The sequence below is a fragment of the Gimesia algae genome, assembly GCF_007746795.1.
GTDB lineage: Bacteria > Planctomycetota > Planctomycetia > Planctomycetales > Planctomycetaceae > Gimesia > Gimesia algae.
Map to the genome: position 1 here is coordinate 945,772 of NZ_CP036343.1, position 22,581 is coordinate 968,352.

Consider the following 22,581-nt stretch of genomic DNA (forward strand, 5'->3'; position numbering starts at 1 on the left):
CATATAAATAACCGATTCTCCTATTCCTCAGTGGGATCGTCAACAGTAGGATGGCCGATTATGTTATCAGTGCTCCTCGCCAATTCGGTTCACTTTCGCCCGCTCGACCTGGCCGCGATCCTCGTCTATCTCACACTCATGGCGGGGATGGGACTCTGGTTTTCCCGCCGCAACCAGTCGACCGAACACTACTTCCTCGGCGATCGGAATTTCCCCGGCTGGGCCATCGGACTCTCCATGCTGGGTACTTCCATCAGTTCGGTCACGTTCCTCGCCTTCCCGGCAGCCGCGTTTGCACTCGACTGGAGACAGCTGATCTCCAACCTCACCTTACCCTTCGTTGCCGTGCTGGCCATCATCGTCTTCATTCCCTTTTTTCGCCGCGGCAACACCACCAGTGCCTTCGAATACCTGGGAGATCGTTACGGCAGCGTCCCGCGTCTGTACGGCACACTCAGTTTCATTCTCCTGCAACTGATCCGCCTCGGAAAAGTTCTCTTCCTGGTTTCGATTCCGGTCAGCCTGCTGACTGGTTGGGATATTCGTCTCGTGATCATAGGCGTCGGCATTTTCATCTCCTTCTACACCATCGCCGGCGGGATTGAAGCCGTCATCTGGACCGACGTCATTCAGACCATCGTCCTCTGGCTGGGAGGCATCCTCTGCTTCACCATCATTGTCCTACGTTTGCCTGGCGGACTCGCGCAGGTCTTCGAAGTCGGCTCAGCTCAAGGCAAATTCGGCGTCGGGTCGTTTGACTTCAACCTCACCGAACGTACCTTCTGGACCGTCTCGCTGCTGGGTATTCTGAACTGGCTCGCGATTTACTCCAGCGATCAGAATGTTATCCAGCGGTTTATTGCCGCCCGCAGTCTGCGCGAAGCTCGCAAAGCGACCACCATCTATTCGGTTCTGGCCGTGTTGACCTGGTCCTTCTTCTTTCTGATTGGTACCTGCGTCTTCGTCTTCTATCGCGTCTTTCCGGAAGCCGCGGTCGCAAACCTCCAGGCCGATGAAGTCTTCCCCTGGTTCATCCTCACGCAGGTTCCCGCGGGACTGGCCGGGCTGGTGATTTCCGGAGTCCTCGCGGCCGCCATGTCCAGCCTCGACTCATCAATCAACTCTATCGCCACTGTCACTACCGTCGACCTGCTTAAACCCTGGCTTGCACCGGGAAAAGACGACCGCTTCTACTTACGATTTGCCAGACTGATCGCAGTGTTTGCCTCGGTGCTGATGATCGGTGGCGCCGTCTTCTTCAGTTCCGTCGAGAAGGAAAGCATGAACGACCTGAGTTGGATTATCGCCTCCGTCTTCGGCGGCTGCCTGCTGGGCCTGTTCATGCTCGGCTTTTTCACCCGCCGCATTGATAATACGTCAGCCGTCATTGGACTATCAGGAGCGATTCTGGTCAACCTCTATCTCGGTCTGAGTACGGGCGGCTGGCTGCCGGAATCATGGTCGCTCGAAATTCATACTTATTGGGTTGGCCTGTTTGTCAATCTGGCCTTCATCGTCCTGGCTGTCTGTGTGAGTCTGTTTCGCGGTCCTAATTCCCGTGATCTCACTGGTCTGACCGTCTGGACTCTGGAGAAAAACTCATGAGTGCTATTTTGCAGACCGACATCGTGATTCTCGGAGGCACGCCGGCCGGCATCGCCGCTGCCATTGCTGCCGCCCGACTCGGACGCAGCGTGTTGTTGATCGAACCGCAGTCCCATCTCGGCGGCATGTCCACCAGCGGTCTGGGCAAAAGCGACGTCGAACGCCGCCACCTGATCGGCGGTCTGTTTCAGGAATTCACGCAGCGCATCCACCAGTACTACCTCGATCACTACGAGCCTGAATCAAAAGACGTGTCACTCTGTCAGAACGGTTACTACTTTGAACCCTCCGTCGCCGAAACCGTCTTCCACGACATGCTGGAACATCCTCAGATTAAGATCCTCACGAAACACAGGCTGGTCTCTGCCACGACCAGCGAAAACCGTCTGATCGCAATCGAGATCATCGATACGACAGCGGGTACATCACAGGCTGTCCGCGCACAGACCTTCATTGATGCGACGTACGAAGGCGACCTTTTCGCCGCTGCGGGTGCCGACTTCCGCCTGGGACGCGAATCCCGCAACGAATTCAATGAACCCCACGCTGGCCAAATCTATTTCGACTATCAACGACAACAGTTTCTTCCCGGCAGCACCGGGGCGGGTGACGACCGACTCCCCGCATACACATATCGCCTCTGTCTGACAACCGATCCGGCCAACGCCGCTCAACTGACAGAACCGCCTCCCGACTACGACCGCAGTCATTATCTTGGCTATTTCGAGGATCTCGCCGCGGGTCGTCTGGCCGGCCCGCTGCAGCTCAAACCGGGCCGGGGCTACGAACCGGCGCACTTTAACACCATGGTCCGGGCATTCAGTATCACGCCACTCCCCAACCGAAAAACTGACGTGAATATCAACCCGCGTCCGCTCGGCTTCCCCTTTCCGGAACTGAATCGCGGCTATGTCATGGGAGACACTGCAACACGTTTAGCAATCAGCACAAACATACGCAACCGGACTCTCGGGCTGCTCTGGTTTCTGCAAAATGACAAGCAAATCCCCCCTGCACAGCGTGAGATCGCCTGCCAATATCATCTCCCGTCAGATGAATTTACCGACAACGATCATTTCCCCTGGCAGCTGTATATCCGCGAGGCCCGCCGTCTGAAAGGAGAGTTCACACTCACGGAGCGGCAGATCACGCATCAGCCGGAGCAGGGGATAAACCAGAGTGAAATCGAAGCCTTCCCTGACACGATTGCCATTGGCGAATTCCCGATCGATAGTTTTCCCTGTCAGACACGACAGCCGGGCGATACGATCGTTCTCGAAGGTTACCTGGGCATGCTCGATCAGATTACCCGACCGTATGAGATCCCGTATCGGATTATGATCCCACAGACCATTGACGGGCTCATTGTTCCAGTTGCCGCTTCAACAACGCACGTCGCTTTTTCTTCTATTCGAATGGAACCCACCTGGATGGCTCTAGGACAGGCGGCTGGAATCGCCGCACATCTGGCAATCCAGGCACAGTGCGCCCCGCGAAACATTCCGATTAACGAACTACAACAACAACTGGCCCGTGTGGGTCAGATCCTGAAACATCATCCTGCTTCGACAAGCTCTTCAGCCAAGGAACCACTGTCATGAAACATCTGCTTCTCACGCTCACCGTTTTGTCCCTCACAACCAGTTTCCCCACACTGTCTGCCGCAGAAGAGAAAACAGAGCAACCGGTCCCGGTACTGAACCTCCCCGACTCCGGCACTGATGCTGCAGAGATCGACTACCAGAAGCTCCCGGTCCTGATAGGCGCCCATGCGATCATCAACGCGGCTGCCCCGGGGCCTTACCCCAGGAAATCAAGTGATATAGATCTTCGCGACCTGCGACTGAACCTGCACAACTACCTGATCTATCACGCTGGTAAATTCTGGTGCATCTGGAGTGATGGCCCTCGCATTGAAGACGAACCGACACAGGAAATCAAATACGCCACCAGCGTCGATGGAGTGCAGTGGAGCAAAGCGAAATCGGTAACTGGCACTCCCGAGAAGCCCCACGCGTTCATTGCCCGCGGTCTCTGGCTCCGAGACGGTCAATTGCTGGCTCTGGCAGCAAAATATCAGGGACACGGTGCTTTCGGACCACAGGACAAAAAACATCTGGAACTGATCGCCTATCGCTGGGAGCCAAAGCAGGACAAGTGGGTTTATGAAGGCCAACTCTACGACAATGCCATCAACAACTTCCCTCCGCAGAAGCTCCCCTCTAACAACTGGATTCTCACCCGCCGCGATTCGCGGTTTAATGTCAGCGTATTAGTTGGCGGTGTGAAATCGCTGGGCGACTGGAAATCGTTTCCCGTGGTTGGTGTGCAACAGGTCAAAGGCTTCCGTCCTGATGAACCGATCTTCTGGGTGCTACCAGATAAGAGTCTGTATGCCCTCTTCCGCGATAATGGCAACTCGCAGCGGCTGTTCTTCTCTACATCAAATGATGAAGGTCGCTCCTGGGAGCCTCCTGTGATCTCCAATTTCCCCAACGCCAAAAGCAAACTCTTCTCCCTCGCCACCAGTCATGGTTACCGCGTACTCGTGCTTAACGCGCATCCGAAAGTCAACCGCCGCGAACTTTATCTAGCAGTCAGCCCCGACAACAAAACCTTCACCCGCCTGGCAAAGCTCGAGATTCCCTCACCAGCAGAGCTACCAGAAGAAGTCGCTTCGCTCAAAAAGGAATTCAGGGCCGGCATCGCCAGCCTGCAGTACCCGCACGTGATTGAGCACGGCGGCTATCTCTTTATCGCCTTCTCACGGAACAAGGTGCAAACCGAAGTCTTCCGCGTGAAACTGTCAGACATAGATGCCCTGCTGAGTGAATAGGAAGGCTGTTATCATTAAACTTCTGATCCCGGTTCTTCATCCTCTCTGGGATGATCCGATCCCAGAGCCTCAAACAGGCCCTCATGGAACAGTTCAGCATTCCGGGCCTCCGTGCTCCAGGCAGGGGACTGATGCAGTAGCTCCTTGGCTTCTGCCAGCGAAAGTCCCCGACCGGCGCGCAGGGCTTTAATCGCTTCAATCGGCCCCGCACCGACGCGATGCAGTTTCTGGAGAGCCGCTTCCGTTGAAGAACTCTCACGCGCGATCTGCTCATACATAGTCAGGACTCCGTAATGAGTAACTGGAACACAACCGGCTCAACAAAATAGACAATGCCCGCCCAGCAGACAGTCGATCCCATCCGTCGCCAGATGCCACAGACAGCCCACTGCCACCGCCCGCCAGCGCCAGGAGGGAATAAAGAGTAGCGTCGCATACACGGCCGCCGCCCTCCAGGTATGCAGGGGATGAAATCCCAGGCTGCAGCGATGCGGATCAAAGATCGGGTCGGCCAGCAGATGATCGACATCAATCAGCATCGTCGCCAGCATAATCAGCCCCGCCTGCAGCCAGTGTTCCTTCCAGAACAGCCGCGCAATCAGAAAGGGAACCAGCAGGTGACACGCATAATGAATCAGATGCCTCACGACATCCGGGACAGCTTCCATAAGTGCAGGGGATCCTAAAACCAATATTTCAGAGTAACCAACTGATACAGTAAGATCAGATTGACTCCCTGTTTAACGGTCTCTGATCGGGATTTCAATGCGGACTGTAATTAAAATGAGCCCGTTCTCAATCTCTACCTGCCGTCACACAGAATTCGGCAGTCACTTGAGAAACGCCCCCAGATACGCTTGCGGATTTTTTAACTCGTTTGTCTTCTCATTTTGTTGCGGTTTAGGATAGCCTTCAAACTGGTCGTATAGACAGCAGGCAGTGTGATAGGGGATAATTCCCCAGAGTCGGCGGTTCTCATTGGCTTCGACAGACTCATAGATAATGGCATGCAGCAGGCCTTCCACCAATGTTGTAGCCACGTTCATTTCATTGATTTTCCAGATGGCCCTCACCACGATGTTCTGGACTGGCGTTTCCTGAAAGTTCCTCCTGGGTCGATCACCGTTCCACTCCGGCTGTCCCGCCCATCGACAACACAGCTCCAGCAGCGGGACGACGGCTTTCTCGCCGATCGCTTCCAGTTCATTCAAAGCCAGGTCTGTCCCGGAAATAAAGTGATCCAGATCTGATGGTTTCTCTGACGCCTTTAAATCAAGCTGACCTATCCAATATTCGATCTGCTTTTGAACCGACAGTTTTCTGATCCGATGACACAACACAAGCTCTGGTTCTTCGCCTGATTCATCCTGAATACGACCGTCTAGAAACGTTTTCCATCCAAATGTTCCATCGTGATCTTCGACCGTCAGGAAACAATTTGCATCAACGGGCAAACTGCTGAATTCACCGGCATCACGTGCTTTGATCAACAGATCACTCAGGACCTGTCCCAGTGAACTCGCAAACTCTTCCATTTCAGCGAAAGGAACGACGTCTGTTTTTTTCCCCAGAGGCAAAAGCACTTTTAATTGACATTTGCCTTCGGACACCTGATCCCAGACGGCATTCCAGTGTAGATAATCGATGCAATTCTGTTCAATAAAGTTCTGCCATGTACCGTCAACTTCCGCATCGGGACGTGTGTCAAAAACAACAGCAATCCAGCCTGACTGATCGTAGGAAAAACCAAGAGTTATCTGTCGGATGTCATCCGCATCCTCTCCTGGTCCGTTGTTAATATAAACGGGATAATCCCGGATTCTCTGCAGGAGATGCTGGTAGATCTCTCGAGAATCTTTACGCATATTGAGCTGAACGGTCTTTCTCACAGCAGAATACTCCAGAAGTCTGAACGGATTCATGGGCTCAAGTATCATCTTCAGCTGTATTATTCCATTCTGGCAGCTTACCAGACAAACCCCTAAAATAACAACTGCCGATCTCTGCCATATCAGGCTGGAGTCTAGAGCGCATCACATTTAACCATAGCGTCTCTCAATCTAGTATACTCGGTCCAAATGGCCTTGGAGACGCTACAGTAAAACTGGACACAGTCTAGATCTCCCTGTCGCTCACCTGGAAACCAGGGGCTCAATCATCCAGTTGCCGGAAAAGCCGGTCGGTTTGGGTTCGATTCCGGGTAGGCCGATACGAGAACGGCTCCCCTCTGTACTGTCATCATAGCTGACATAGACCCCTTTCGTCCGTCCCGCGCGAAAATCGACGATAACCCAGGCATCCGCAGGCACGGTAATCGGTCTCGGAAATTTGATCTCCACCCACTGTTCTGCTCCCCGTTCAAACAGCGCGTACGGCGCCATCTCTGTCGCGACGACTTCGGTCAGGTCCTGATTCAAAACATAAATCAGAAATTGCTCCTGAGGTGGCTTTGCCGTGCCATACCGCGAACCGTGAATGCGAATTCCGCTTAACTCCCGCTGTTCGGCAGGCAGATTCAGTTGAATCATTTCCCCAGAGCCACCAAGACTTTTTTTACCAGCCACTTTTGCTTTCGCTTGCGCAGTCGTGGAAGAAAGCAGAAGACCCATTCCGGTCCACACCAAAAGTGAGAGCATTAAATTACGTGTTCGTCTCATCGCAATCATCCTTCATAAAAGAAGTCAGCTTCCTGACTGGATATGTTTTTGCAGCAATTCGTTTACCGCTGCTTTCAACTCCGGTGGAACGGACAGCGGAGGGCCAGCCCCTTTGAAAAACCTTTTGCTGGATTGCAGGACCAACTGTGAATTCGCATCTCCCGTCCAACTGTAACCGGTAATTTCATCCCATTTGAATAGAGTCCCATGATACCAGACCCCATTTTCAACGATCAGTAACCGACCTGAAGAAAAGATGAGCATCATGATGGGGGTAGAGAGCAGAAGTCCTCCCATGAGGATTCCTTGACCATGTTCGGCACTGACGAAGAAACTCAACACTGCACCTGGTAATAACAGTAATGCGAGCAGTATGAGTGCAGGCTCGAATCGTGGGCCTCTGCAATCAAGCAAGGTTGAACCACAGCTCCGGAGTGATCTGATCCAGGAGAACAGAAACCAGAATAAAAGCGGGTAGCCACTTATGATTCCTGCATAGATAACTCCGTCACCCAGGCTGGTCTGAAAGAAATACGAAGTGAGCAATGCCAGAATTCCCTGAAGCACAACCAGGCCGATCAGAATCAGGGGAACGGTTTTCCCGTTTTCCCACTTCCATTGGCTTGCATTGATTTCCGTATTCATGAAATCAGGCTCCGTTTGCTCTGGAATATTTTATAAAAAAGAATTCACACAAAACACCTGAACAGACAATCATAATACCAGACATGTTCAACCTGTCAATCAGATTGCTGGTGAGAAACTGTGGTTCAAAGCCGTTAACACTTTTGGGAGAGGTCTGGCTCATCTGATTCAGTTCCTTCTACATTCATAAATCACATTCATTGCTGATTGCAGCCTGCTTTCCGTATCTTCAGAATGGGGGCATAGCATCAACGTACGATATTTTTGTGGGGAGACAAGTGTGGCAAATCCTGAGCATGAAGCGTTGGTACAACAGGGGGCAAAAGCCTTATCGCTCTGGCGCATGAGTCACCCCCAGGTGAGGTTGAACTTAACAGAAGCAGACTTGAGCGGACTGGATTTATACAAAATCCGACTCCGAAAAGCGGATTTGCGTGACGCAAATCTTTTCAGAACGAATTTGAGTTGTGCTGATCTGAGCGAGGTTGATTTGTCAGGCGCCAACTTAAGCGATGCCGATCTGATGTGCACGAATCTTTCGGGAGCCAAGCTGACAGGGGCGGATTTCAGCAACGCAAACCTGACAGAAACAGACTTCAGCTGGGCTGACTTAAGTGACAGCAATCTGGAGAAAGGCATTTTAAAAAACATCAATCTCAATCATGCAACAGGAATCGATCTGAGTACGATCAAGGTTGATGCCGTACTAGACAATAAAACAGAACCTCCCGTCCTGCGACAAAAAAAACTGTATACAGGATATTTAATGATGCTCTCAACGATTGTCGCTTTCCTGTTTTTACTGGGGGTTGGATTATTTATCTCTGTCCTCGCGGGACTGTATGGTGTCAAAGTCTTACACCAGAATTATATTGTCGAAGTATTCATGGGCCTGGCATTGCTGATTTTATTTTTGGGAATGACCGCTGGTGCGATCGTAGTTGCATCGGAAAAAGGATATTACCGAATCATCGGTTTCATTTTAGTGGGGCTCCCGCTGACAGGCCTCTGTTGTGACTTTTTAGTAAGATTAATTTTTCAACAGAAAGTCATCAACACTTTCAATGGTCCAGAAATTGTGCCTGGATTTCGAGAAACGTTCAAACGATTCATTCTTTTGAATGATGTCTACTATCTGTTAGCAATCGCGCTGACAGGGATTTTCATTCTGGCATTATTGCCACCGCGAAAAAGAAGACCTGTATATTAAACACGTTCCAAATGTTTCAGATTGATCAGCCATGCTACTCTGCCTGTTCGACATTGATGGCACACTAACCGATACCAGTGACATCGACACAGCCTGTTTCGTCCAGGCTCTGACAGATGTATTCGGTCTGCAGAAGATTGACACAGACTGGTCTATTTATCCGGATGTGACTGACTCTGCTATCACAACTCGACTGGTTAAGATGCAGCGGGGCCAGGCTCCCATAGAATCAGAAATAAGCCGGAGCTCAGAACATTACTTTTCCCTGTTGCAGTCTGCATTCAACACTTCATCGGAACAATGTCAGCCCATCACCGGCGGTCCACGATTTCTGAGCAGACTGGACAGTGATCCGGAAATAGCGATTGCCTACGCGACGGGTAGCTGGGAGCAGACCGCACGACTCAAGCTCGAACGGTCCGGCTATGATCACCGGCATTATCCCCTGGCGTCTGCCAATGATGCCTTCACCCGCACTGGTATCTGTTCCCTCGCCGTCGAACGTGCACTCCAGCAGTACGCGGTGACAGAATTCAAAACGATCATTGCGTTTGGAGATGGAATCTGGGATGCCAGGACGGCTTTAGAACTTGGCTATCGGTTCGTGGGAATCGCACAAGGAGATAAGGCGATGCAGCTTCAGGAGGCCGGCGCTGATTTCGTAATACCAAATTATGAAACGATCACCCCAGCTGAATTAAAAAAGCGTATCGGGCTGTAGACTGTGACCAGTTTTACTGTGACGTCTTCAGAGCCATTTGGACTGAGTCTCATTGATAGAGGCACCAAGGTTAAATGTGATGCGATCTAGAAGAATGTTTCTGAACTTTCATAGAATTTCTGCCCTCACTGAACCTGTCTATAATACGACCAGAATAAATCGAGACAGCTGAGTTCCCACACAATTTTAAACATCATTTTCTCGTAGATTAATCTGTTCAGAAATAGAGATTTGACACGATGGTCAAGATGTCGCAGGTGATTCACCCCACACTCCACCAAGGCAATCCCCTCCTTACGAATTTACTGTTTTCATGTGTGCCCCGATCTCGTTCTGCATCCTAAATAATAGTTCATTATTTCAGTAATGATGATGAAGCTTAAATCATCATAATTAGAATTGCTGTCTCATAATTTCGACTTATTCACCTGCATACTATCTTGAAATGTTCTGTACACACAGAGATTGACGATGATTCTTTCAACGCGGCTTTTTTTCTTATACAGAGATTCAAGGAGAATGTTCCCATTAAATCTTTCACCCACCATGTGCTGATTGTAGACGATGAATCATCGTTACGACAACTTCTGGCACGTGCTTTAACACAAGTGGGCTTCCACTGTGATACCGCTGAAGATGGTACCGCCGCACTGCAATATTGTGAACGACATGATTACGATCTAGTGATTACAGATCTGATTATGCCAGAAACAAATGGGCATGCATTCTGCATCAAGCTACTTGAAAATAAAAAAAACACACCTTTAATTTGTGTATTAACTGGTATCGAAGAACCTCGCATCGAAGAAGACCTGAAGAAACGAGGCATTCAACATCTCTACCATAAACCGATTGATTATAAACAGTTTTCTCAGGATATGCTCCGATTCCTGAAAGAAACCAAAGATTCCGCACCACAGGAAACGGCAGTGAAATCTCTGTCTTCTACACCTTCCACAACAGAGTCACCCAGTTCCAAAAATAACGTAGTGATTCTAAGCCCTGACATGACATTCTGTCGCAGGATTTCACTGGCAGCCGCCGATAGCCCACTGAACGTCATCATTGCACTCAGTACTGACCACCTGCTGGAGATCGTGAACGAAAAAAGAATCGACCTGCTGATTGTCGATCAGGAGATATCAGGCTTTCTGCGCGGCAATCAGATCGTAGAACGACTTCATTCAGATCTAATAAATATTCCCGCATTCTTAAGGGGGGAGAAAATAACATTTAACCATCTTAATATTGATGAGTGCGAGGGAGTTGAGAAACTAATCGAGCAAGACATAGATGAGCGAGATCTATTGAACATGGCCTATGCCTATTTATCACGATTATCTCAACACTGCCTGGTGATTGACCCGGCGGCCCGCAGGCTGGTGACTGAGTTCAGTGATGTACCTCCCATTCCCCATGTCCTTACCAGACTGGCAGAACGCGCAGCACAATCGTCACTCGATATTTCGATTCCCCAGTTAGTGAGCGAGATCGAAACGGACCCGCGACTCACTTCCGAACTCATTAAAGTCGCCAACTCGTCGCAAGTCGCATCGACTTCCAAACAGAAAGATCTGAAAGGGATCATTACTTTGCTGGGGCCGCGACAGGCAATTTCCATTTGCCTCTCGCTGGGTTTAAGAACTGTGCGTTCCAAACTGATGATGCCATGGGCAGAGGATTTTCGAAACTGGTACTTAAAAAGAACTTCACTCATCGCTGCAACCGCAGAATCGGTGGCGCGTTTTTACGAAAATGTTCCGCCGGAAACGGCTTATTTACTCGGTATTTTACAGGACATCGGGATTCTCGTGCAAGCGGAACATTATGGAGAAGCCTACTTTGAAAGAGTTATCAAACGAGTACGACAAATACCGACATTGCAATTTACGACATCGGAATACATGGTTACGAATACTGACCACGGAATGGTATCTGCGGCTGTGCTGCAATCCTGGGGTTTTCCTTTTTCGATCGTACAACCTGTATATGCGCATCATCAGGAGGAGCAGACGAAGTTGCCCATCATGGCACAGGGACTGGTCCGCTGCATGCGTCTTGCGGAAGCATTTGCTGAGATGTGTGACCAGCCTGTACCGCAGCGAATTCTTAAAGTGAATACGCTGTTAGCTGAGTATTATCAGAAGAGCAGAATGGAAGCACAAGATGTATTTCTGACTGCCATCGAAAAAACAAATCAGATGACAGATATTTTACGAACACCTCCCCTGGAACCCGGCGAACTGGAAGCAATCGTTAATCAACTTCAGATAAGTGATCCCCAACAGGTATGAGTCCATTCACTAAGAATTCAATTGATGTAAATACTCTCACACAAGTGATCGAAAAGACGGTCAACGCCGTTGTCATAACGGACGCCAACTGTCATATCACCTGGGTCAATCGAAGCTTTGAGCGTACAACAGGTTACTCATTTGCCGAAGCGCGAGGCAAACACCCGGGTCGCTTACTTCAAGGTCCTGAAACAGACCAGGAAGACATAGCGAGTATGAGAGAGGCCATTGCCAGTAAAGAACCATTCTCCAAAGCGGTGCTGAATTATACAAAGGGTGGCCAGTCATACTGGAACTACATTGAATGTCAGCCACTCTATGAGAATGAAAACTTGACCGGCTACATGGCTATTCTGACTGATGTGACAGCCAGTGTGGTATTTCAGAACAAGCTGATTGAAGCCAATAATCGGGCTCTCGAAAATTCAGAACTTCTTCAACTCGCGTTTGCCGGTGGTAAGGTAGGAAGCTGGGACTGGAGCCCCGCCGAAGACAGGGTCGTTTACGATAAAAGCTGGGCAATGCTGGTTGGAGCAGACTTTGAAAACCTCGCCCACAATCTGGACTCTTGGGAAAAACGGATTCATCCGGAAGATTTAGATTTGTTTACACAGCAACTGGCAGCGGTGACAAGTGATAACCAGGACTATTTCATCTCGGAACATCGTATTTTATGCGACCACAATCAATATCGCTGGACGATGGCACGCGGCCAGGTCGTAGAGAGGAATGATTCGGGGCTCCCGACGCGGGTGGTAGGAGTACACTTTGATATCACCCGTCAAAAACAAACCCAGAATCTTCTCGACACACAAAATACACTCCTGCGTACAATTTTAGATGTCATTCCCTTTTCGGTGTCCTGGAAAGACGCTGACTTACACTATCTGGGCTGTAATAATAATTTTCTGGAACTTTCAGGATACGAACACCCCCGCAAAATGTTGGGGAAAACAGAATCAGAATTGAGACCTGCATCCACTTACATTGAACAACAACTTAAAGACGAGTTCAATGTCATAGCGACCGGTATCCCATTGATGCATCAGATCGAATCCCGGGTCTTAACTAATGGTGATCAGAAGATTTTAGACAGGAACAAGGTTCCTCTTAAGCTACATGATAACACGACAGGAATACTCGAGGTCTCAATCGACATCACCGAACTGGAAATGGCGCGTGAAGCTCTACGTCAGAAAGAACTGGAACTGCGTCATCGAGGACGGATGCAGGCAGTGGGAGAACTGGCAGGGGGCGGGGCGCATGAATTCAACAATTTATTGCAGACAATTCGCGGTTATGTCTGTTTCGCGCAGGACGAACTGACACCGCAATCGGCCGCGTATTCAGATCTTTCGGAAAGTATTCTTGCCATCGATCGCGCAGTTCAGCTAACTCAGCAATTATTGCATTTCAGTCGTATTGATGATATTGAGAAAAAAATATGCGATCCCGACAATGTGATTGCAGACTTAAATAATTTACTCAGACCATTAATACCAGATAAGATTAATCTAAAATTTGAATTAGCAAGTTCTCTACCCTCGATTATGGCCAATCCACTTATTTTGGGACAGGCGATTTTGAATTTGTGTCTGAATGCTCGTGATGCCATGCCGGCCGGAGGCACAATTACTGTCGGAACACGATTGATCACTTCAAAAATTGGCAGAAACCAGATCGGCTTTTATGTCCTTGATTCGGGAACCGGAATACCAGAAAAAATTCAAGAACGCATTTTTGATCCTTTTTTTACGACAAAGGAAGTCGGAAAAGGAACCGGGCTGGGACTTTCCATAGTGTACTCTGCCGCTTATGAACATGAGGGAAAGGTTGATTTTGAAACTACCGCCGGAAAAGGAACAAGGTTTGAAATAGTGATTCCCGAGTTTTATCAGAAATCCGAAACGAATCTAGAGAAAGACGCATTTGACCAAGAGCTGTTTCTTGAAAAAGATTTGTCTTCAAAGAACAAAACGATATTGATTACTGCAGATGATTCTATCTCAACGCTGGTCACTGTGTGAATGCTGCATGATCTGGGATATCAAATCATTACCGCGTTTACTGGACGTGAAGCGGTGGAGATATATCGACGGGAACGAAATAACATCCAGGGACTTGTGATTGACATTTCGATCCCGCAGATGACGGGTACAGAAGCTTATGAAAGTATTTGTAAACTGGGAAACCCGCCTCCCGTGCTTTTTTGCACAGGAGATACTACTCCTGATCTTCACCACGTCAATCTCGCGGCAAAAGGCTATCGATTTATCAAAAAACCATTTAATCAAAACACACTGCAGAACATGATGGACACACTATTTACTGACGTCTTAGAAACCATCTAGATCGGATGCAGCTTAGTAAGCCAGTTTCCGGGGACATGAGAAGTCAGCAGGGCGAAAACAGTTGGAGTAATCTACGACCGACTGTCATATTTTACCTGATTCATGAAACAGGTTACTCGTCGCAGTTCTAAAACTCCCGACAGGAAACATTACACTGCTTCATCAGAGTGTATCACATTTTAACCATAGCGTCATTCAATCTATTATACTCGATCCAAATGGCCCTGGAGACCTGCCTTAAAAACTGGAAACAGTCTAATCAACACCACTCCAGAAGTATCTGACGCGTCCTGTCGACGGATTGAAATAGAGGTCTTCCGTTTCATTTCCGAAGTCCCGGGAAAAGTTGCGGTGATAATGCTCGGACTTCCCCACATCCGGTTCCCTCTGCAGACCGCTTTCAATATCTGTTCCACCGTTTCGCGATTGCCAATAAAAGCGATTGTAATTTTTCCCTCATCCCCCAATATCCAGATCGATGACTCCAGTTCAATTACTTCAGCAGTCGGAGCAAAGCCGAATGTGCGTTCGAAAACAGCCGCAGGACGTGACAGTATGAAATCGAACATAACAAGACAAAGACAATACACGGCGAATGAGCCGATCAGCCACCGCCGTTTGTGGCGGATTCCCGCCAGGTACAAGCATCCCCACACCACTGCCGCGATTACGGCAAATGTCATAAAAAATAACGCGAGCAGGAAAATAACATTTAATAAAACCATCATGAAGCCGAACCTGACACATCCTGAGTGCTGCATTCCACTTAAATCGGATCTTGATTTATCCTCTCCTGCAGAGCAGGCCATTCCGCGAACGCCAGAAAGAACAACAGTCCGATATAAAGAACGGGGAACAAGATCAGAAGACTGATCCAGCCGGGAAAACCGGCTTTGCTGCAGATCATCCAGAAGGGAACGACCCCGATCAGCAGAATGGAACTGAGAATCATCATCTCAAAAAAACCGGGCATACGAGGATCTCCCTGTGATTGAGTCAGGCTGTCTTCCGTTTCCTTTCTTCACAGAATGCAGACCCAGGCATAAAAAATCAATGGCAACTTGAGAATCCTGATTTCCCCCGGAATTCGGCATTCTCTGTTGATCCGGTGTAAGCTAAAATAGCTTTCCGTCTTTCTCATACACAACGGGACCGTTCTTTCAAAGTCAGATGCTTTCACTCATGGCCGAATCATCTCCGAAAAGCAGAATTCGTATATTAGTTGCCTGTCTTATCCTGATCGCGGGATACGCGATATTTCTGCAATACTACAATTACAACCCTGGATTCAATGATGCGACTCTGGCAGGCATGATGAAAAAAGATGCTGCTAAAATAGTAGACATCGCAAATAATGAATATGATGTTGATCTGGATTACTCTCCCGAATCGATCAAAAAAGTCGATCAGATCTTAGGTCAAATGCATCGTGAACACCTGGAGACACCATTTTCGGAAGACCAGATTACTAAAAGATCCATCTTATGGGGATCTTATGTGGGAGAGGTTGTTCGATCCAATGTCAATTGTGAATGGAGAGCCACAATTGGCCTTCCGCTTCAGTTAAATGACGAAACTTACCTGTACCCCACAGACTGGTGTCATCAGAAAATCGTTGACGGGGGGGAAGAGGATCATCTCTGGGCTCGATACCTGTTCGCCACGACAGGAAACTGAATATTAATCATTCCTCAATGAATCGAATTCAACATTCCGCCAGGGAGAATTTCTCATTCCGCTCACACCGTTTCATTTCAGCCCCGGACTGCTGACTAAAGTTTTTGGCCCCCGTTCATTCTGGCTGACATCCTTCATGGCTGCGAACGTCCTGATTGATGTGGAAGTGCTGTACTATCTGAGCAGAGATGAACTGCCGCTCCACCGTTACCTGCATACCTATCTCGGCGGCAGTGTGGTCGGCCTCATCGCCGGTCTGATCATGTGGGGCGTCGTGCTGATCGTCGTCCGCTGGATGCCCGCTGGTTCACGCTGGAAAACGCGGCTGAGCCAGACACCAAAGACCCGACTTCTCAATCAGTCGCTGCTGGCGGGTTTGATCGGTGGGGTATCACACGTCTTTCTCGACAGCCTGATGCATGATGACATGCATCCATTCTGGCCGTTCACGACCGGCAATACACTGGCAGGAATCATCAGCGTTCCGGCTCTGCATATCGGACTGGGACTACTCGGCCTGTTTGCGATGATCCTCTGGCTGCTACTCCGTGAACCGTAAGCGGAATTCGCCTGTTTTGCATCTGGCTCAATCGGTGTTTTCGGAAATCCGCTACAAGACGCCTGAAGGATCAGTCAGGACGAAATCCCGCATTTTCCAGGAGCGCTGCTCTGGTTCGGTCACTTTCACGTTGTACTTCTCTGTGATTTTTTGATTCTGAACGTGTTCCCACCAGGCATCCACGCTTTTGACAGAGAGATGCATCATGAAGTTTTCCGCCAGCGCTTTCTCATAGAAAGTCTGTAACAGAAATGTGCAGCTCCCCAAATGGAGATAGGCCAGATCATCGGACGTCTACGGAATCTTGAAGCCGAGATCTTCATAGAACCGTTAAGAAGGCGCAAAGTCTTTCGCAGGCACAAGCGTTTTCAGTTCGATCGTTTCCAGTTGATCCATGATTGCCCCCCTAATTCGTGATTAACCTGAAAGTTGAGCAACATTACTTCTCAATCAAATCAAGCCGCAGCTTAAAAAGCGGGTGGTTCAGGCAGGGGGACCTCCGCGGCTTTCAGCACACGGTTGAATGCGTCAGCTGGTGCGTCGGTGGGGTTGAATCCCTCTCGTTGTTGGTCGTTCGTGTACCTGATTGCCCGGTAACATTCAAAGCAGATCACGAAATCGTGCTGCTGGTCTTTGTATTTGACTCGAAGTCCATGACGTGGTGCGAAGCAGGCGGCAACCATACCCGGATTGGCGGCAACACTATCCTCCAGAGACTGCATGAGTTTCTGCCTGGCCTTTGTATCGGTAAACTGCGTGGACCCCAGAATTTTCCAGCCATGAAATCTGCTGGTGTCATCCAGATCCTCTTCGATACAGGGATCGAGCGAGAAGAGTTCCCAAGCCGATGCTTCCTGCAATGCGGCCGCTGCGTCAGCCGGCATTTTGTCACCGGATGGCTCCTTCGGTGGTCGATCTGAAGTGCAACCCATCAGAAGCAACAGAAGTATCTGGGATAAGACTCGCATCGACTGCGCCCCGCGACTCATGAGGGCTCATACCCAGGCATGATTTTAACGACGAAGACCGCTTTGCCATGTTCCTCATGACTCCAGCGAAACATTTCTGTCAGGCACGTCATCAATTGCTCGTACTCGCCGATCACCACCGTCGAAGTTGGCCCCGGCGTCACGCGCAGATCAGGGTAGTAGCTCAGTTTGGCAATAAAGGCTTTGATCAGTTCCTTATAGTTTTCCTGAAACGGATACATGCTGATTTCTGCGGTACTGATCATGGGAATCCTTTCTGACAAAAATTGAATTCAAAAAGCAGAGCAGGGCACCACGTTCAGATTTGGCAGATGGGACCTTGAGTACAGCTGATACTAACAGACAATACCGGGCTGTCAATCTATTGGATCTATAGTGGTTTTCCAGTACGGTCACTGTCACTCAGATGACATTGCGAACTCCACAGTCACCTCTGCAGAAATAGTAATCTGACCAGGTGACGAGAGAATCTGGATCGTTTTTTCCTCCTGTCCTTTATCTTTCTGCAGCTTGACCAGCATCAACTTTGATTCAACCGGCTGAGCAGGTTTTTGATCGGGCAGAGGTTGCGACTGTTCCTGCCTCACCATTGCGCCACCAAACCCGCCGGCGTTCCAGTTTGATTCAATCCCCTCTTCGATTCGCAAGGGAGATCCCAGTTTCATATTGGTTAATTCGGTCAGGTGCACTGCTTTCTCACGGGCATAGGTCATCGCCAGTTTTCGTGCTTCGAACTGATACTTCCGCTGATTACTCACGCGAAAATGTAAACGGCTTATATCATTCAAGCCTGCTTCAATGACATCTGAAATTAAAGGTTCGATGTGTTTAAAGTTGGTCAAACGCACTCGAATCGACCGGACAAATTCATAAGCGAGGGGGGTTTCTGATCGATTATCATATTTGCCGTAATCCGGATCGACTTGCAGATCAGTGACTTTTACATCCTCGTCCGGAATCGAATAGCGGGGAAACACCTTCATTACGGCTGTGGTGATCTCGTCATTATCGCGTTTGGCAATCGAAAGATGTTTGTCGCGTGTATGGGCTGACAGATAGAGTACGACTTCATCAGGCGCCACTTGAATCTCGCTCTTCGCCGATACAGTAATCGATGGTTGGTCAGCAGCTTCCACGATTGAGCCACTTAACAGCACCAAAGCAGCTAACAATATTTTCATAACAACTTCCCCACTTAGTTATAAGTCAGAATATAAGTCTTGGAATCCTCAACCATTATGTAGAATACTCGCCCCCCCCTGGTTGTCAATCATTTAATGAGGAAGACACATATCTGGCCAAAAGAATAGCACCAGAAAAAGGATATCGTGTGGACAAATATGAAATACATCTGGAATCACTGCGCTGATATTGTTATTTTAAGCAGAGCGGGCACGCAATAGGGGAGTTTCTAATGAAAGTCACCACCGTTGCATTCATCGCCGTGATCATTATTCAGGCGATCCAATCTACACTATCCAGTCAGGAATTGAGGCACTGGAAACAGCACTGTTACCAGTACGGCTATGCTGAAGCCGATACCGATCACTCTGGGAAAGTCATTGATTATCAGTTGATTCCCGGCCCTGGTCGAAACGGAATACGGTCAGCGGCTCTTTCGCGTCGTCACCACTTTATTGAAATTGTCCCAGATGATCCTGATTATGGTGATGAAATGGAAGACAGCATACCCTGAACGATTTTGAATCGTTGGCTGAGAGGGACGCGCAACTGGGCATGAGCCCAGAAGCAAAAGACTTTCTACGTGAACTGCCAGGAAGTTCAGGGGGGTGCAAAAAGAGACCCTTCAAAAACAGACAGGCGGGAATATCAACTGACATTCCCGCCTGACATGGTTTTTATCTATTAAAAGTGGGCACGGGCGGGATCGAACCGCCGACACCAGGATTTTCAGTCCTGTGCTCTACCAACTGAGCTACATGCCCTTCGTTTCCGCATGAGAGATAAGGCGTTAACCCCCTATGCAATCATTGCTTAATGGAAGCGAGATGGAAATATAAGCCATTCCACTCTGAGTTTCAAGCAAAACCACCACTTCCTCGTCAGGAATCATGAGTTTTCCTGTTTCCTGGTCTGATCTGCTGCAAATACTGGTAAATTCATTGTTTAAGTTGTGAGGAATCTGTGTGTTATAACGATCAAAGCTGCTTAGATCTGATCATCAAACAGATCCGACGATAAATCGATCTCATCTTTACCGGGGGTAGGCAAGGCCTGATCGATTTCCAGTTCACTTTCATTTAGATCGATAATACTGTCCGGATCCAGCGGATCCACATTTTTGCCATCGGAAGTCTGAATTAATTGAACGATCGGGCTGGTGTAATAATCTTTGTTTCGGCGGATGACTCTGGCTGCACTTCCATCGGTGAGAATCACGATACTCCCAATAGGAAACAGAGAGAGCAGATTTAATAGAGCCCGCATGGGTGCCTGATCGATTGTTTTATCATTCGTCAGCCGTAACAGATATTCCATGGCCGCATAAGGCATCAGAGCAGGGCGGTCTTCCCTGGAGCTCGTGAGAGAAACATAGGAATGCGCGACATTCAGAATGCGGGCAAACATGTGAATCATTTTCTGTGATCGCTGTCGTGGATACCCCAGGCCATTAGGCTGCTCGTGCACCTGATAACAGACGACCGGCACAATACTGGGAATTCCTGCCACATTTTCCAGCATTTCCAGTGAGAAAATCGGATGTTTCTGCATCTCCATGCGTTCCAGCGGACTCAGTTGACGACGTCCTTTGCCGATTTTCTCCTGAACACGAACCATCCCCCAGTCATGAACCAGGCCACATAAACCGATGTTGCGAACATTGTTCTCATCAAGATTCAGTTCGGTGCCAATTGCCATGCCCAGCAATGACATTTGCAGGCAATGCTGCGAGAGTGATTCGTCTTTACCAGCTTCAGCCGCGGCCGAGATCACACTGTCTGCATCAGAAGTCAGCTGTGTCAGATAACTGGCTGCCATCCCGGTAATTTCTGCTCCACTGGGAGTTTTCCCTGTGAGGGCACCACGCATCATCCCATCCAGGGACTCACCAAATTGCTGCTGCTGTTCAAATAACTTTTCGCGGTGGGCTGCATCGTAACCCTTACAGCCATGCATCACCATGGAATCCCGGACTGCCGGTCCGGTGTTGGCGACGAACATCGAACCCGATTCAATTAACCGGTCCAGTTTTGCGGTCAGTTCCGTTGAAAAGATTCCCTGGTTTCCTTCCTGCAGCATGGAATCTGCAGCCAACCCTCCCAGGCTGACGGAGGCGGCATCGTCACTATGAATCTCAACCTGAGGCATTTTCCGGTCGCGCAATAACTGCTTGAACCGTGAATTTACCACTGAATCAGCAGCCAACAGTAACACGCCGTTTGTATCATAGATCGGATGATTGATTCTGCGCCCCACAATCAGATCTTCGACGCGTATGGAGACGGTATCCTGAGGATTAATCTGAGAATCAACGGACAGATCTGTTTGTTCTTTTATTTCTGTAGACATTTTCACAACCTGATGAGGCAATCGGATCTTAAACCATAGCCGATTCAAAACAGCGGATTATCAATAGAACGCTTACTCTCTCGTAAAGAATTCTCTCACTGTAAGCCTAGTTTCAAAAACAGGAAAACATCATTGAGGAGGGATTTGCGACGCAAAATTCTGATTCGCGATGTGCCTGTTACTCCGAATTTACCGATCAGGTAACATTCAAAGGAGGGGTTTCTCTGACGTGAGTGAGTATCTAAGAAACTATAGAGTTTTACTGATCTGTATCAGCACTTCCGCTTCACTATTTTGAACAGTGGGCAGAAAGCCACGCAAGGGGAGTGGCGTTCCATCATAGCGGTACATCGAACCTGGAAAATGGATCCCGGTGATGCCTGCCGGCAGGAATACGTGAGGCTGAAAGTCCTTGATCAAAGCGGGACCAATCTGGATGGACGGGATATTGCTCAGACATTTGATTGTCTGTTCTGATAATCCTGCCTGTGGATTGCCTCCCACCAGAATACACAGATCGACTTCCGACTGTTCCAGCAAGCGAGTGGCCTGATACTCGCCTGGTGAATAGCGGGGAAACCCCGAAGCAAAATTGACCGCAGCCGCATACCCGGTCTGCCAGGCCAGTACATGTTCTGCGCCCTTGGTCTCCTTGGCAGCGGGTACGGTGATTGCGTGGCAGCGACGTTCGCTCTGAATTTCTTTGATCAGCAGTGAAAGCGCTTCCAGTTTGCGATGCGCCAGGGCCCCCTGTTTGAATTCTGGCCCGGTAAAAAAGACGCTGTATTTACTCTGTTTCAGTTGTGAAGCCAGTGACTGCAGTTCCGATTCCGCAATCCCTACTGGTTCTTTTCCGGCAAGGTCCACACCTTTCAGAAGTGCACGAAGCTGCCAGATGACCTCGAGTTCCCGCTCGGGTTCCACCTGGATGTATTCATCTGCAAACTCAGTCTCGCGCGAACATGCTTCCCCCATCACGATGACTTTACGAGAGACTTCCGCGGAATTTGTTTCCAGACTCTGTCGATGGTTTGCATTCACCAGGAGGTCCGCTGCTCCCCAGTAAATAATCAGGTCGGCACGGCTGCGTACTTCGCCGAGAGTGCAGGTGGCCTCTCCCACCTGCTGCAGGGCTCTCGTCACCGCCGCAGCACCAGTGTCGATCGTTGCTCCCAGTTGATCTGCCAAAGCGACAGCAGCGCGCTGGGCATCGGTAGAGGACTGAGACAGACCGGTTACAAGTGGTGCCAGCGACTGTTGAATCAGTTCGACAGCCCGTTCGATGGCCTCTTTTTGAGATACAGGTCTTCCCAGAATCCGGGGAACCAGTTGATCTGTGATCGCTGCACGTTCAAACCAGACCTGCCCCTGAGAACAGGTGGTTTGAACTTCCTGAATCTGCTGCCCGTCGCTCGTCACTTGAATATCATCGCATGCACAATAACATCCGGCACAGGTCACGTCTTCAATCAGTGTTTTCACAAACGGTCTCCGAAACGTTCACTT

The 22,581-nt window shown here is 49.3% G+C and carries 24 protein-coding genes and 1 tRNA gene; 11 read left to right on the forward strand and 14 right to left on the reverse strand.

Going from position 1 to position 22,581, the window contains the following annotated elements:
* Window positions 1-60: 60 nt before the first annotated feature.
* The 3 genes from Pan161_RS03445 to Pan161_RS03455 are packed head-to-tail and all read left to right on the forward strand — an operon-like array spanning window position 61 to window position 4,441.
* Window positions 61-1,605, forward strand: a complete 1,545-nt coding sequence (locus Pan161_RS03445; protein ID WP_145224198.1) for a sodium:solute symporter — start codon at window positions 61-63, stop codon at window positions 1,603-1,605.
* Window positions 1,602-3,206: an FAD-dependent oxidoreductase gene (locus tag Pan161_RS03450; RefSeq protein WP_145224199.1), complete on the forward strand. Its 1,605-nt coding sequence runs from the start codon at window positions 1,602-1,604 to the stop codon at window positions 3,204-3,206. Before Pan161_RS03445 ends, Pan161_RS03450 begins: the two co-directional genes overlap by 4 nt.
* Complete coding sequence (locus Pan161_RS03455; RefSeq protein WP_145224200.1) at window positions 3,203-4,441, forward strand: exo-alpha-sialidase; 1,239 nt, start codon at window positions 3,203-3,205, stop codon at window positions 4,439-4,441. Before Pan161_RS03450 ends, Pan161_RS03455 begins: the two co-directional genes overlap by 4 nt.
* A gap of 14 nt (window positions 4,442-4,455) precedes the next feature.
* Here Pan161_RS03455 and Pan161_RS03460 read toward each other — a convergent pair whose 3' ends face one another.
* The 5 genes from Pan161_RS03460 to Pan161_RS03480 all read right to left on the reverse strand — a co-directional run bounded on the left by Pan161_RS03460 (window position 4,456) and on the right by Pan161_RS03480 (window position 7,743).
* Complete coding sequence (locus tag Pan161_RS03460) at window positions 4,456-4,719, reverse strand: hypothetical protein (protein WP_145224201.1); 264 nt, start codon at window positions 4,717-4,719, stop codon at window positions 4,456-4,458.
* 39 nt (window positions 4,720-4,758) lie between these two features.
* A complete protein-coding gene (locus Pan161_RS03465; RefSeq protein WP_145224202.1) occupies window positions 4,759-5,109 on the reverse strand; it encodes a DUF6122 family protein in 351 nt (116 codons plus the stop codon).
* 162 nt (window positions 5,110-5,271) lie between these two features.
* On the reverse strand, window positions 5,272-6,330 hold the full coding sequence (locus Pan161_RS03470) for a hypothetical protein (protein ID WP_145224203.1): 1,059 nt from the start codon (window positions 6,328-6,330) through the stop codon (window positions 5,272-5,274).
* 243 nt (window positions 6,331-6,573) lie between these two features.
* Window positions 6,574-7,098 (reverse strand): hypothetical protein, encoded by a 525-nt coding sequence (locus tag Pan161_RS03475; RefSeq protein ID WP_145224204.1) that lies wholly within the window; start codon window positions 7,096-7,098, stop codon window positions 6,574-6,576.
* Between the two features lie 24 nt (window positions 7,099-7,122).
* The gene (locus tag Pan161_RS03480) at window positions 7,123-7,743 is read right to left on the reverse strand and encodes a DUF5673 domain-containing protein (RefSeq protein ID WP_145224205.1); all 621 of its coding nucleotides are present in this window, start codon (window positions 7,741-7,743) and stop codon (window positions 7,123-7,125) included.
* A gap of 280 nt (window positions 7,744-8,023) precedes the next feature.
* On the opposite strand from Pan161_RS03480, the gene Pan161_RS03485 reads away from it, so the two are divergent.
* From Pan161_RS03485 to Pan161_RS03505, 5 genes are all read left to right on the forward strand, one after another.
* On the forward strand, window positions 8,024-8,953 hold the full coding sequence (locus Pan161_RS03485; RefSeq protein WP_197995677.1) for a pentapeptide repeat-containing protein: 930 nt from the start codon (window positions 8,024-8,026) through the stop codon (window positions 8,951-8,953).
* Between the two features lie 31 nt (window positions 8,954-8,984).
* The gene (locus tag Pan161_RS03490) at window positions 8,985-9,674 is read left to right on the forward strand and encodes an HAD family hydrolase (protein ID WP_145224206.1); all 690 of its coding nucleotides are present in this window, start codon (window positions 8,985-8,987) and stop codon (window positions 9,672-9,674) included.
* A gap of 548 nt (window positions 9,675-10,222) precedes the next feature.
* On the forward strand, window positions 10,223-11,968 hold the full coding sequence (locus Pan161_RS03495; RefSeq protein ID WP_145232489.1) for an HDOD domain-containing protein: 1,746 nt from the start codon (window positions 10,223-10,225) through the stop codon (window positions 11,966-11,968).
* Window positions 11,965-13,995 (forward strand): PAS domain-containing sensor histidine kinase, encoded by a 2,031-nt coding sequence (locus Pan161_RS03500; RefSeq protein ID WP_145224207.1) that lies wholly within the window; start codon window positions 11,965-11,967, stop codon window positions 13,993-13,995. Before Pan161_RS03495 ends, Pan161_RS03500 begins: the two co-directional genes overlap by 4 nt.
* Window positions 13,996-14,319: a response regulator gene (locus tag Pan161_RS03505; RefSeq protein ID WP_145224208.1), complete on the forward strand. Its 324-nt coding sequence runs from the start codon at window positions 13,996-13,998 to the stop codon at window positions 14,317-14,319.
* 203 nt (window positions 14,320-14,522) lie between these two features.
* Here Pan161_RS03505 and Pan161_RS03510 read toward each other — a convergent pair whose 3' ends face one another.
* Together Pan161_RS03510 and Pan161_RS03515 are read right to left on the reverse strand one after the other, a co-directional pair.
* Window positions 14,523-15,047, reverse strand: coding sequence for a hypothetical protein (locus Pan161_RS03510; RefSeq protein WP_145224209.1), 525 nt, complete (start codon window positions 15,045-15,047; stop codon window positions 14,523-14,525).
* Window positions 15,048-15,085: 38 nt separating this feature from the next.
* Window positions 15,086-15,292 (reverse strand): hypothetical protein, encoded by a 207-nt coding sequence (locus Pan161_RS03515; RefSeq protein WP_145224210.1) that lies wholly within the window; start codon window positions 15,290-15,292, stop codon window positions 15,086-15,088.
* 209 nt (window positions 15,293-15,501) lie between these two features.
* Here Pan161_RS03515 and Pan161_RS03520 point away from each other — a divergent pair, with 209 nt between their 5' ends.
* Together Pan161_RS03520 and Pan161_RS03525 are read left to right on the forward strand one after the other, a co-directional pair.
* On the forward strand, window positions 15,502-15,996 hold the full coding sequence (locus Pan161_RS03520) for a hypothetical protein (RefSeq protein ID WP_145224211.1): 495 nt from the start codon (window positions 15,502-15,504) through the stop codon (window positions 15,994-15,996).
* Window positions 15,997-16,087: 91 nt separating this feature from the next.
* Complete coding sequence (locus Pan161_RS03525; protein ID WP_232103750.1) at window positions 16,088-16,555, forward strand: DUF4184 family protein; 468 nt, start codon at window positions 16,088-16,090, stop codon at window positions 16,553-16,555.
* Window positions 16,556-16,606: 51 nt separating this feature from the next.
* Here Pan161_RS03525 and Pan161_RS30400 read toward each other — a convergent pair whose 3' ends face one another.
* From Pan161_RS30400 to Pan161_RS03545, 4 genes are all read right to left on the reverse strand, one after another.
* Entirely contained in the window at window positions 16,607-16,762 is a 156-nt protein-coding gene (locus Pan161_RS30400; protein WP_197995678.1) for a VOC family protein, read from the reverse strand.
* A gap of 260 nt (window positions 16,763-17,022) precedes the next feature.
* Window positions 17,023-17,523, reverse strand: a complete 501-nt coding sequence (locus Pan161_RS03535) for a hypothetical protein (RefSeq protein WP_145224213.1) — start codon at window positions 17,521-17,523, stop codon at window positions 17,023-17,025.
* A gap of 17 nt (window positions 17,524-17,540) precedes the next feature.
* Complete coding sequence (locus Pan161_RS03540; RefSeq protein ID WP_145224214.1) at window positions 17,541-17,789, reverse strand: histidine kinase; 249 nt, start codon at window positions 17,787-17,789, stop codon at window positions 17,541-17,543.
* Window positions 17,790-17,942: 153 nt separating this feature from the next.
* Complete coding sequence (locus Pan161_RS03545; protein ID WP_145224215.1) at window positions 17,943-18,725, reverse strand: SIMPL domain-containing protein; 783 nt, start codon at window positions 18,723-18,725, stop codon at window positions 17,943-17,945.
* A 233-nt stretch (window positions 18,726-18,958) separates the two neighbouring features.
* Here Pan161_RS03545 and Pan161_RS03550 point away from each other — a divergent pair, with 233 nt between their 5' ends.
* Window positions 18,959-19,240, forward strand: a complete 282-nt coding sequence (locus Pan161_RS03550; protein ID WP_145224216.1) for a hypothetical protein — start codon at window positions 18,959-18,961, stop codon at window positions 19,238-19,240.
* Between the two features lie 177 nt (window positions 19,241-19,417).
* Here Pan161_RS03550 and Pan161_RS03555 read toward each other — a convergent pair.
* The 3 genes from Pan161_RS03555 to Pan161_RS03565 all read right to left on the reverse strand — a co-directional run bounded on the left by Pan161_RS03555 (window position 19,418) and on the right by Pan161_RS03565 (window position 22,557).
* Window positions 19,418-19,490: transfer RNA gene (locus tag Pan161_RS03555), tRNA-Phe, on the reverse strand.
* A 223-nt stretch (window positions 19,491-19,713) separates the two neighbouring features.
* Window positions 19,714-21,075: an HD-GYP domain-containing protein gene (locus Pan161_RS03560; RefSeq protein WP_145224217.1), complete on the reverse strand. Its 1,362-nt coding sequence runs from the start codon at window positions 21,073-21,075 to the stop codon at window positions 19,714-19,716.
* A gap of 249 nt (window positions 21,076-21,324) precedes the next feature.
* Window positions 21,325-22,557, reverse strand: a complete 1,233-nt coding sequence (locus tag Pan161_RS03565; RefSeq protein ID WP_145224218.1) for a hypothetical protein — start codon at window positions 22,555-22,557, stop codon at window positions 21,325-21,327.
* Between the last annotated feature and the right edge of the window lie 24 nt (window positions 22,558-22,581).

Coding starts and splice junctions, on each gene's coding strand:
- Pan161_RS03445 (WP_145224198.1), top strand. CDS start 61: ATGTTATCAGTGCTCCTCGCCAATTCGGTTCACTTTCGCCCGCTCGAC.
- Pan161_RS03450 (WP_145224199.1), top strand. CDS start 1,602: ATGAGTGCTATTTTGCAGACCGACATCGTGATTCTCGGAGGCACGCCG.
- Pan161_RS03455 (WP_145224200.1), top strand. CDS start 3,203: ATGAAACATCTGCTTCTCACGCTCACCGTTTTGTCCCTCACAACCAGT.
- Pan161_RS03460 (WP_145224201.1), bottom strand. CDS start 4,719: ATGTATGAGCAGATCGCGCGTGAGAGTTCTTCAACGGAAGCGGCTCTC.
- Pan161_RS03465 (WP_145224202.1), bottom strand. CDS start 5,109: ATGGAAGCTGTCCCGGATGTCGTGAGGCATCTGATTCATTATGCGTGT.
- Pan161_RS03475 (WP_145224204.1), bottom strand. CDS start 7,098: ATGAGACGAACACGTAATTTAATGCTCTCACTTTTGGTGTGGACCGGA.
- Pan161_RS03480 (WP_145224205.1), bottom strand. CDS start 7,743: ATGAATACGGAAATCAATGCAAGCCAATGGAAGTGGGAAAACGGGAAA.
- Pan161_RS03490 (WP_145224206.1), top strand. CDS start 8,985: ATGCTACTCTGCCTGTTCGACATTGATGGCACACTAACCGATACCAGT.
- Pan161_RS03500 (WP_145224207.1), top strand. CDS start 11,965: ATGAGTCCATTCACTAAGAATTCAATTGATGTAAATACTCTCACACAA.
- Pan161_RS03505 (WP_145224208.1), top strand. CDS start 13,996: ATGCTGCATGATCTGGGATATCAAATCATTACCGCGTTTACTGGACGT.
- Pan161_RS03510 (WP_145224209.1), bottom strand. CDS start 15,047: ATGATGGTTTTATTAAATGTTATTTTCCTGCTCGCGTTATTTTTTATG.
- Pan161_RS03515 (WP_145224210.1), bottom strand. CDS start 15,292: ATGCCCGGTTTTTTTGAGATGATGATTCTCAGTTCCATTCTGCTGATC.
- Pan161_RS03520 (WP_145224211.1), top strand. CDS start 15,502: ATGGCCGAATCATCTCCGAAAAGCAGAATTCGTATATTAGTTGCCTGT.
- Pan161_RS30400 (WP_197995678.1), bottom strand. CDS start 16,762: ATGATGCATCTCTCTGTCAAAAGCGTGGATGCCTGGTGGGAACACGTT.
- Pan161_RS03535 (WP_145224213.1), bottom strand. CDS start 17,523: ATGCGAGTCTTATCCCAGATACTTCTGTTGCTTCTGATGGGTTGCACT.
- Pan161_RS03540 (WP_145224214.1), bottom strand. CDS start 17,789: ATGATCAGTACCGCAGAAATCAGCATGTATCCGTTTCAGGAAAACTAT.
- Pan161_RS03545 (WP_145224215.1), bottom strand. CDS start 18,725: ATGAAAATATTGTTAGCTGCTTTGGTGCTGTTAAGTGGCTCAATCGTG.
- Pan161_RS03550 (WP_145224216.1), top strand. CDS start 18,959: ATGAAAGTCACCACCGTTGCATTCATCGCCGTGATCATTATTCAGGCG.
- Pan161_RS03560 (WP_145224217.1), bottom strand. CDS start 21,075: ATGTCTACAGAAATAAAAGAACAAACAGATCTGTCCGTTGATTCTCAG.